Origin of the sequence: Mesorhizobium sp. M1A.F.Ca.IN.020.04.1.1, from assembly GCF_003997315.1 — a bacterium.
Lineage (GTDB): Bacteria > Pseudomonadota > Alphaproteobacteria > Rhizobiales > Rhizobiaceae > Mesorhizobium.
Genome location: NZ_RZSN01000221.1, coordinates 1 through 8239 on the forward strand (window position 1 = coordinate 1; position 8239 = coordinate 8239).

Consider the following 8239-nt stretch of genomic DNA (forward strand, 5'->3'; position numbering starts at 1 on the left):
GACAATGAACGCAAGACGCTGCTGGTGGCGGGCGCGGCGGCCGGCATGACGACCGTGTTCGGCACGCCGATCGCGGCAATCATGCTCGCCGTCGAGCTGCTGCTGTTCGAATGGACGCCGCGCAGCTTCATCCCGGTCGCCGTTGCCGCCATCGTCGCCGAGGTCGAACGCACCTTGCTGCACCTGCCCGGACCGATCTTCCCGTTCTCGGGCAGCATGGAAGCGTCGATCGCCGGATTGGGTGGCTGGGTGCTGGTCGGGATTGCCGCCGGCCTGCTCTCCGGCTTGCTGACGCAAATGGTCTACGCCTGCGAGGACGCCTTCCAGAAGCTGCCGATACACTGGATGTGGTGGCCGATGATCGGCGGCCTGGTGGTCGGTATCGGTGGACTGATCGAGCCGCAGGCGCTCGGTGTCGGCTACGACAACATCGCCAACATGTTGGATGGCCATGTGCTGGCGGCGGCCGCACTGACGCTTTTGGTGGTCAAGGCCATTGTCTGGTCGGTGGCGCTGGGTTCGGGAACGTCGGGCGGCGTGCTGGCGCCGCTCTTGATCATGGGCGGCGCGATGGGCGCGGTGCTTGCCGGTATCCTGCCCGAGGCGACGCCCGGCTTCTGGCCGCTGCTGGCGATGGCCGCGACCATGGGCGGCACCATGCGCGCGCCGCTGACCGCGACCTTCTTCGCGGTCGAACTCACCGGCAACACCCACATGCTGGTGCCGCTGATCGCAGCCTGCGCCACCGCCCATGCCGTCACCGTGCTGTTGATGAAGCGATCGATCCTGACCGAAAAGGTGGCGCGGCGCGGACACCACCTCGTTCGCGAATACCGCGTCGATCCCTTCGCGCTGACCAGGGTGCGCGAGGTGATGACGACCAAGGTCGAGAGCGTGCCGGCGACGATGACGCTGCACGGCGCGGCGGCATTCCTGACCGCCCCGGACACGCGCCATCCGAGCTTTCCTGTGATCGACGAGAAAGGCCATGTGCTCGGCCTCATCGATCCGCCGGCGATCCTGCGTTGGCGCCGCGCCGGCAAGCACCGCAAGACGACGCTCGGCGAACTTTTGGCCGGCAGCAAGGTCACGCTCGCCTATCCCGACGAATATCTGGAAGGACTGTCAGACAAGCTGCTCCTGGCCAACGTCTCGCATCTGCCGGTCGTCTCGCGCGAGGATGCACGGCTGGTCGGCTATATCGGCTGGAAAGACCTGATGCGGGTGCGGTCGAAAAAGCAGGCCGAGGAACGCGACCGTTCGGCCCTCCTCAGCTTCGGCGCCAAGCGCAAGGCGCAGGAAAGCCTCGGCGATCCGGTCTGAGGCCGGTCAAGACGCCTTGCCGCCGCGCTTTGCCCAGGCGAGCACGTAGAGTCTGAGCGCGGAGGAGAGGTTGGCGTCACGGGTCCGCGTTTCGTCGATCTCGGCAACGAGGGCCGCGAGCGACAGCGAGCGCTGCGTCGCGATCGCCACCAAATCGTCGTAGAAGGGTTGCTCCAGGGAAAAACTGGTGCGGTGGCCGCGGATCGTCACCGAGCGTTTTTCGACAGCGGCCATCCGGGCGCTCAGCGCCGGTCCGGATCGCCGGGCTTTTCGCGGCGATGGCCGTCCATGAATTTTTCCGTCATGTCGGACGTCAGCCGGTCACGCTCGCGCTCGGCTTTGGAACGGCCGTGCAATGCCCGGTTTCCCCCCGCCAGGCGTTCCTTCTCGATGCGCGCTTTCTGCTTGCGGGCCTGGCGGAGATTGACGACCTCGCCCATTTCCCCGGCTCACTTCTTGCGAAAGGCGTCGAGCGAAACCACTTCGGCACCCTTGCCGCCGGTATCGGCGGCAGCCGGCTTCTTCTCGGCCTCGGTGGCCTTTTTTTTCGATTCCGGTTTCTTTTCGGTCACGACCGCGATCGGCAGCTCCGGGGCCGGCGCGGCGTCGTCGTCTTCCGCGGCGTTGTCCGCCTTGACGTCGAATTCGAGTTCGAAATTCACTGATGGGTCATAGAAACCGCGCACGGCGGAGAAGGGGATTTCGAGCTTTTCGGGCACGTCGGAAAAGGAGAGTCCCACCTCGAAACCGGTGTCGGTCACCTTCAGGTCCCAGTACTGGAACTGGATGACGATGGTCATCTGCTCCGGATAACGCTCGCGCAGCCGCGAGGAGATGCGCACGCCCGGCGCGCCGGTCAGGAAGGTGATGAAGAAATGATGGTTGCCCGGAAGGCCCGTGCGCGCGACTTCGGCCAGGACCTTGCGCATGACGCCGCGCAATGCCTCCTGGGCCAGAATGTCGTAGCGGATGTGGTCGTCGGCCATGTGACGGTCGGGTTCCATTGAATCGTCCGCATAGCTGTAATCAAGCTTGGGCGCGGCGTAAACCGCATATAGGCGCCGAAAGCTAAGGCCAAGAGGGCTGGCGGCGATTTGATCGCTCAGGCGTGGGCGAGGGCGGCCTGCCGGGCGGCTGTCGCTTTCTTCCTGCCGAAGGCGGCCAGGAAGGTGTGCACGCCATTGGTCGCTGACCGCAACGCCTCTTCCTCCGTCGGTATGCCGCCGAGCATGAAGGTTGTCTGCAACTCGGCGTTGACGAGTGCGAGGAACTGCCGCGCCGCCACGTCCGGATCGTCGATCGAGAGGTGCCCCGCATAGGCCAGCCGCGCGAAGCGGGCGGCAAGCGCCGACCAGGTGCGGCCCGGTCCCTGTTCGCGCCACTCGGCAAAAAGCTCGGGATAGCGCTCGCCCTCGGCCTGGATCAGCTTGCGCAGGAAGCGGCCGTCGCGGTTGCAGATACAGTTGCGGTTCATGCGCACCGCGAAGGCGACAAGATCGGCTTCGAGATCGGCGGGCTGGTCGGGAAAGGTGGCAATGGTGGCGAAGATGCCGGCATTGCAGCGCTCCGTCAGGTCGCGCACAATGGCCATGAACAGCTTTTCCTTATCGCCATGGTGATTGTAGACGGTCTGGCGCGAAACGCCGGCCTCGGCCGCGATCAGGTCGATATTGGCGCCGGCATAGCCTTCGCGGCAGAAGACCGAAGCGGCAGCATCAACCACCGATATGCGCTTGGCCTCATGGCTGCGTGGCGGGAAAGTGTCAGGAGAAACGCCGACCTTCATAAAAAACTATATAGCGATGATTGACGAATTGGACAAGCCTGTCTAAATTTGTAGACACAATAAAGCGAAGTCCGCTCCCGGGAACAACAGAATCGCGCTTTGAAGCGACGATGATTTCACATCCCGGATGTCGGAGTTCCACGGGATGGAACGTCCTCGGGTAGACGCCGGACCACGGCGGCAACCAGATCCGAAAGAAGCCCTTATCATGAGTCCCAAATTCCTCCGCATCGCGGTCGTGCTCGGCTTGTTGTCCGCAATCGGCCCGTTCGCCATCGATATGTACCTTCCCGCGCTGCCCTCGATCGGTGCGGATTTGAAGGCTGGCACCGCCGCCGTGCAGATGAGCCTTTTGATCTTCTTCCTGTCGATGGGTTTCGGCCAGATCGTCGTCGGACCGATCTCGGACATTGTCGGGCGCAAGCTGCCGCTTTATGTCGGACTCGCGCTGTTCATGGTTGGCGGCGTCGGCTCGGCTATGGCGCCCAGTATCGAGTGGCTGATCGCCTTCCGCTTCCTGCAAGGGCTCGGCGCCAGCGCCGGCATGGCAGTGCCGCGCGCCATCGTGCGCGACCTGCACACCGGTAACGAGGCCGCCAAGCTGATGTCGTTGCTGATGCTGGTGTTCTCGGTGTCGCCTATTCTCGCGCCGCTCACGGGCAGTCAGATCATCGAGAGCTTCGGCTGGCGTGCCGTGTTCTGGACTGTGACGGGCGCCGCCGCTTTAGCCACCATCCTGCTCGCGACCTCGCTGAAAGAGACGCGTTCGGCGGAGGAGCGCGCCAACTCGTCCTTCGGCACGGCACTTGCCGGTTACCGCTACCTGATGAGCGACCGCAACTTCCTTGGCCTGACGACGATCGCCGGCTTCGGCATCGCGAGCTTCTTCGTCTATCTGTCGAGTTCGTCCTTCATCCTGATCGACCACTACGGCCTGTCGCCGTCGGTCTACAGCGTGTTCTTCTCGATCAACGCGGTCGCCTTCATCGGCATGTCGCAGCTGACCGGGATGCTGGCGGATCGCTTCGGCTTGAAGCGGGTCGTGTGGGTGGCGGTGACCGGCTATGCCACGGTGATGGTGGCGCTGTTCGCGATCATGGCATCCGGTGTCGACCGGCTCGACGTGATGGCGGCGCTGCTCTTTGTCGGCTACGGCTTCCTTGGCCTGGTCATTCCGACCACCTCGGTGCTGGCGATGGAAGAGCATGGCGAGATCGCCGGCACGGCCTCGGCGCTGATGGGCACACTGCACTTCGCCATCGGCGCGCTGGCCATGGGCGTGGCGGGCCTCTTCTTCGACGGCACGCCGCTGCCGATGGTGGCCGGCATCACGCTCTGCGCGGTGATTTCCTTCATGCTGGCCAAGCTGACGCTCGGCCGTGCGCGCGAAGCGGTCGAAGCGCCTGCCGAGTAAGACGCGGATAGAAAATCGGAAGAGGCCGGGATTGCCCGGCCTTTTTCAGCCCAGGCAGGACCGCAAGCATGCGCGCCAAGCATGCTCGGCCGTTCAATTGACTTGGAAAGAAGGCGAGGGGGAAGGTGGAGGTTTCTGTTGCCAGGTACCTCCGAACCCCGCCTAGAAGTGCGAACCTCTAGGGCTTGATTTGAAGCGTTCGCACTGCATTAAGCAGCGAGACGAGCTTCCGCATAGTTGTCGTTGGCAACTATAAGTTTAGCCCGATGACGGTGGTACAATGCCGGGCAAAAGTACGATCTTTACACCTTCGTCGATCCTATTTCGCCCCCAGCAAAAGCCGCTCCCTTTGGAAGAGCGGTTTTTGGTGGAGGCGCCGGGTACCGCCCCCGGGTCCGAACGGCTTATTTCATCGCCTGTTTATCGCCATAGTCGGTCAAGCCGACGAAGCGAATATAGGGAGCGGTTACGGAAAATGAAAGGGCCAAGTCGAGGCTTGTCCCCTGCGCCAAACTCGACAGCCGAGGGTTGACTTGCGCGTCTACTCAATCGAAGCTCCGCCGGTGATGAGGAATATCCTGACCTAGCGCACAAGTTGCGCGGCGCGCCACAAGCCTCATCGATCGGATCCGTGGCGCCGACGAGGGGAAGTTTCATGGCCGACTATCTTGCGGATGTGAAGAAATACGATGCCGGCGCCAGCGCCGATGCGGTCGAGAAGATCGTCAAGCACTTGGGCATCGCGCTCAGGAACCGCGATTCCTCCCTGGTCTCCTGTGCGGACCCGAAGGAGCTCGAGCGCGTCCGGGACAACTGGGTGACCAAGAAGCTTGGGATTGCCGACGCCAAGAAGGCCGACGCCTCGATCGAGAAGGCGTGCAAGGCGATGGCCGCCGACAACACCAAGAGCCGCGTGACCTTCTACTATCTGGTGGCGAAGGACCTGGGCAAACTGGGTTCTCTGTGAGGCAAGGCGATCGGCAGCCGGCATGGCAACGTGCCGGCGCCGTGGATTTTTCGCGCCGGATCGACATCTGTAGGCTTTGGGTATTCGACCCACCGCCAGTCGGCTATGATCGCTTGTCATCCGAATCGAGGCCGAGCCGATGCGCCAATATCTCGACCTGTTGAAGCATGTGCTGGAGAACGGCGCCGATCGCGGCGACCGCACCGGTACCGGCACGCGGTCGGTGTTCGGCTACCAAATGCGCTTCGACCTTTCGCGCGGCTTCCCGGTTACCACCACCAAGAAGCTGCATCTGAAGTCGATCATCCACGAGTTGCTGTGGTTCCTGGCCGGCGACACCAACATCAAATATCTCAACGACAACGGCGTCACCATCTGGGACGAATGGGCCGACGAGAACGGCGATCTCGGCCCTGTCTACGGCAAGCAGTGGCGCTCATGGCCGGATGGGCACGGCGGCGAGATCGACCAGATCGCCGCCCTTCTCAAGGAGGTACGCAAGAATCCCAATTCGCGCCGGCTGATCGTCTCAGCCTGGAATCCGGCCCAAGTGGAGGCGATGGCGCTGCCGCCCTGCCATTGCCTGTTCCAGTTCTACGTTTCGGAAGGCCGGCTCTCCTGCCACCTCTACCAGCGCTCGGCCGACATTTTCCTGGGCGTGCCGTTCAACATCGCATCCTACGCCCTGCTGACCCTGATGGTGGCGCAGGTCACCGGCCTGAAGCCTGGCGATTTCGTCCACACGCTCGGCGATGCGCATCTTTACTCGAACCATTTCGAGCAGGCGCGCGAGCAGATGCGGCGCACGCCGAAGTCGCTGCCGACGATGTGGATCAACCCGGATGTGAAGGATCTTTTTGCCTTCCGCTTCGAGGATTTCCGCCTCGAGAACTATTTTGCGGACGCCAATATCAAGGCGCCGATCGCGGTATAAGGCCCGCTTTGAGCGCTGCCAGCGCTCAAGCCGTCAGCCAGTCCCGACGATGACGTCGGAGGCCTTGATCACTTCATAGGCCCTACTTGCCCAGTCGCAGATCGGCAACCGCTTCGTTGGGGATCGAAGCCGTGTCGAGGACGCCGCGGCCGATAGCTATCCTGGCATGCGAGGTGGTCGATCCCTCGACGATTTCCGTGACCTTGCCCTTTAGGACATTGCCGGCGCTGATCTACATCTGCCTATGCCTCGCTGTATCGAACGGACTTCACCGTGTGCTGGTGGGATCCTGACGTACAACGGCGCGGAGCCTAAAAGTCCTTTTCTTGTTATGTTCATCCGGATATATCGAATCAGGGCTCGAACCGAACGGATTTTCAGAAGAGGGCGAGGTTTCATGACGGGCAAGGGTTTTGGATTGAAGGCGATGGCCATTGGCGGAGTGACGGCAGCGTTGATGGCGGCTGTGCCGGCAGCCCACGCCGACGACAAGGTGATCGTGTTCGCCGCGGCCAGCCTCAAGGACGCGCTCGATGTGGTCAACAAGGCCTGCGAGCCCGAGGTCGGCGAAGCGGCCACGATTTCCTATGCGGCAAGCTCGGCGCTGGCCAAGCAGATCGAGGGCGGCGCGCCAGCCGATGTCTTCGTCTCGGCAGACCTCGACTGGATGAAGTATCTGTCTGACAAGAAGCTGACCAGGCCCGACACCGAGGTGAAGCTGCTCGGCAACCAGATCGTGCTCGTGGCGCCGCAAGATTCCAAGGTCGAGGCGAAGGTCGAGAAGGGCTTCGATCTCGCCGGGCTCATCCGCGACGGTCGGCTCGCCATGGGGGATTTCAAGGCGGTGCCCGCCGGCAAATACGGCAAGGCGGCGCTGGAATGGCTGGGCGTCTGGTCCTCCGTCGAAGGCAAGGTCGCGCAGGCCGAGAATGTCCGCGCCGCGCTCAAGCTGGTGTCGACGGGCGAGGCCGCGCTCGGCATCGTCTACGCCACCGACGCCCATGCCGAAAAGGGCGTCAAGGTCGTCGGCACCTTCCCCGAGGATTCGCACCCGCCGATCATCTACCCGATTGCCCAGACCGCGGATTCGAAGGACAAGGATACGGCTGCCTTCCTGAAATGCGTCGAGTCAGCCAAGGCCGCCGCGCTCTTCAAGGAACAGGGTTTTACGGTGCTCGCGCCGAGCAACTGAGAAAGACCTAACACCGCAAATGAACTGGCTGCTGGACCTCACTCCCGACGAATGGAATGCGGTCCGGCTGTCGATCAAGGTGGCGACTGTGGCGATGATCGCCAGCCTGCCGCCCGGCATCCTGATCGCGCTGGTCCTGGCCCGGGGGCGGTTCTGGGGCAAGACCTTGCTCAACGGGCTGGTGCATTTGCCGTTGATCCTGCCGCCGGTGGTGACCGGTTATCTGCTGCTGCTCACCTTCGGCCGGCGCGGGCCCGCCGGCGCCTTCCTCGCCGAGCATTTCGGCATCGTTTTTTCCTTCCGCTGGACGGGGGCAGCACTTGCCTGCGGGGTGATGGGGTTTCCGCTGATGGTGCGGGCGATCCGGCTGTCGATCGAGGCGGTCGACCGCAAGATGGAGGCGGCCGCCGGCACGCTCGGCGCCAACCCGATCTGGGTGTTTGCCACAATCACGCTGCCGCTGATCCTGCCCGGCCTGATCGCCGGCGCGATCCTGTCCTTCGCCAAGGCGATGGGCGAGTTCGGCGCGACCATTACTTTCGTCTCCAACATCCCCAACGAGACGCAGACGCTGCCCTCGGCGATCACATTGATCAGCGTCGACTTGCCCGAGCCCGAAGGCC

The 8239-nt window shown here is 63.2% G+C and carries 10 protein-coding genes, 1 other RNA gene and 1 pseudogene; 6 read left to right on the forward strand and 6 right to left on the reverse strand.

The genetic code is table 11. From position 1 onward, the window contains the following. Positions 1–1323, forward strand: a 1323-nt coding sequence (locus tag EOA49_RS28400) for a chloride channel protein (RefSeq protein ID WP_127243488.1), incomplete at its 5' end; no start/stop codon positions are given. A 6-nt stretch (positions 1324–1329) separates the two neighbouring features. Here EOA49_RS28400 and EOA49_RS28405 read toward each other — a convergent pair. The 4 genes from EOA49_RS28405 to EOA49_RS28420 all read right to left on the reverse strand — a co-directional run bounded on the left by EOA49_RS28405 (position 1330) and on the right by EOA49_RS28420 (position 3109). Then, positions 1330–1557, reverse strand: coding sequence for a ribbon-helix-helix domain-containing protein (locus tag EOA49_RS28405; RefSeq protein WP_095779013.1), 228 nt, complete (start codon positions 1555–1557; stop codon positions 1330–1332). A gap of 8 nt (positions 1558–1565) precedes the next feature. Further along, positions 1566–1763 carry a DUF4169 family protein gene (locus EOA49_RS28410; protein WP_127240219.1) on the reverse strand — a complete coding sequence of 66 codons (198 nt, stop codon included), beginning with the start codon at positions 1761–1763 and terminating at the stop codon, positions 1566–1568. A 9-nt stretch (positions 1764–1772) separates the two neighbouring features. Then, positions 1773–2309: an SspB family protein gene (locus tag EOA49_RS28415; protein ID WP_066990875.1), complete on the reverse strand. Its 537-nt coding sequence runs from the start codon at positions 2307–2309 to the stop codon at positions 1773–1775. A gap of 116 nt (positions 2310–2425) precedes the next feature. Continuing rightward, entirely contained in the window at positions 2426–3109 is a 684-nt protein-coding gene (locus EOA49_RS28420; protein ID WP_127240220.1) for a TetR/AcrR family transcriptional regulator, read from the reverse strand. Between the two features lie 208 nt (positions 3110–3317). Between EOA49_RS28420 and EOA49_RS28425 the strand changes: the two genes are divergently transcribed. Then, the gene (locus tag EOA49_RS28425; RefSeq protein ID WP_127240221.1) at positions 3318–4523 is read left to right on the forward strand and encodes a multidrug effflux MFS transporter; all 1206 of its coding nucleotides are present in this window, start codon (positions 3318–3320) and stop codon (positions 4521–4523) included. Positions 4524–4647: 124 nt separating this feature from the next. On the opposite strand, the gene ssrA is transcribed toward EOA49_RS28425, so the two are convergent. After that, positions 4648–5008, reverse strand: a transfer-messenger RNA (tmRNA) gene (gene ssrA, locus EOA49_RS28430). 170 nt (positions 5009–5178) lie between these two features. On the opposite strand from ssrA, the gene EOA49_RS28435 reads away from it, so the two are divergent. Beyond that, complete coding sequence (locus tag EOA49_RS28435; RefSeq protein WP_066990883.1) at positions 5179–5490, forward strand: DUF2853 family protein; 312 nt, start codon at positions 5179–5181, stop codon at positions 5488–5490. A 139-nt stretch (positions 5491–5629) separates the two neighbouring features. Next, positions 5630–6424 carry a thymidylate synthase gene (locus EOA49_RS28440; protein WP_067323197.1) on the forward strand — a complete coding sequence of 265 codons (795 nt, stop codon included), beginning with the start codon at positions 5630–5632 and terminating at the stop codon, positions 6422–6424. Positions 6425–6457: 33 nt separating this feature from the next. Here EOA49_RS28440 and EOA49_RS28445 read toward each other — a convergent pair. Then, positions 6458–6656, reverse strand: a pseudogene (locus tag EOA49_RS28445) (TOBE domain-containing protein). 165 nt (positions 6657–6821) lie between these two features. On the opposite strand from EOA49_RS28445, the gene modA reads away from it, so the two are divergent. Both modA and modB read left to right on the forward strand, forming a co-directional pair. Beyond that, positions 6822–7616, forward strand: coding sequence for a molybdate ABC transporter substrate-binding protein (gene modA / locus EOA49_RS28450; RefSeq protein WP_127240222.1), 795 nt, complete (start codon positions 6822–6824; stop codon positions 7614–7616). 19 nt (positions 7617–7635) lie between these two features. Further along, positions 7636–8239, forward strand: a 604-nt coding sequence (modB, locus tag EOA49_RS28455) for a molybdate ABC transporter permease subunit (protein WP_127243489.1), incomplete at its 3' end; no start/stop codon positions are given.

What these genes read in the sequence shown, in the direction of transcription:
- EOA49_RS28405 (WP_095779013.1), bottom strand. Translation starts at nt 1,557, where the DNA reads ATGGCCGCTGTCGAAAAACGCTCGGTGACGATCCGCGGCCACCGCACC.
- EOA49_RS28425 (WP_127240221.1), top strand. Translation starts at nt 3,318, where the DNA reads ATGAGTCCCAAATTCCTCCGCATCGCGGTCGTGCTCGGCTTGTTGTCC.
- modA (WP_127240222.1), top strand. Translation starts at nt 6,822, where the DNA reads ATGACGGGCAAGGGTTTTGGATTGAAGGCGATGGCCATTGGCGGAGTG.
- EOA49_RS28415 (WP_066990875.1), bottom strand. Translation starts at nt 2,309, where the DNA reads ATGGCCGACGACCACATCCGCTACGACATTCTGGCCCAGGAGGCATTG.
- EOA49_RS28410 (WP_127240219.1), bottom strand. Translation starts at nt 1,763, where the DNA reads ATGGGCGAGGTCGTCAATCTCCGCCAGGCCCGCAAGCAGAAAGCGCGC.
- EOA49_RS28420 (WP_127240220.1), bottom strand. Translation starts at nt 3,109, where the DNA reads ATGAAGGTCGGCGTTTCTCCTGACACTTTCCCGCCACGCAGCCATGAG.
- EOA49_RS28435 (WP_066990883.1), top strand. Translation starts at nt 5,179, where the DNA reads ATGGCCGACTATCTTGCGGATGTGAAGAAATACGATGCCGGCGCCAGC.
- EOA49_RS28440 (WP_067323197.1), top strand. Translation starts at nt 5,630, where the DNA reads ATGCGCCAATATCTCGACCTGTTGAAGCATGTGCTGGAGAACGGCGCC.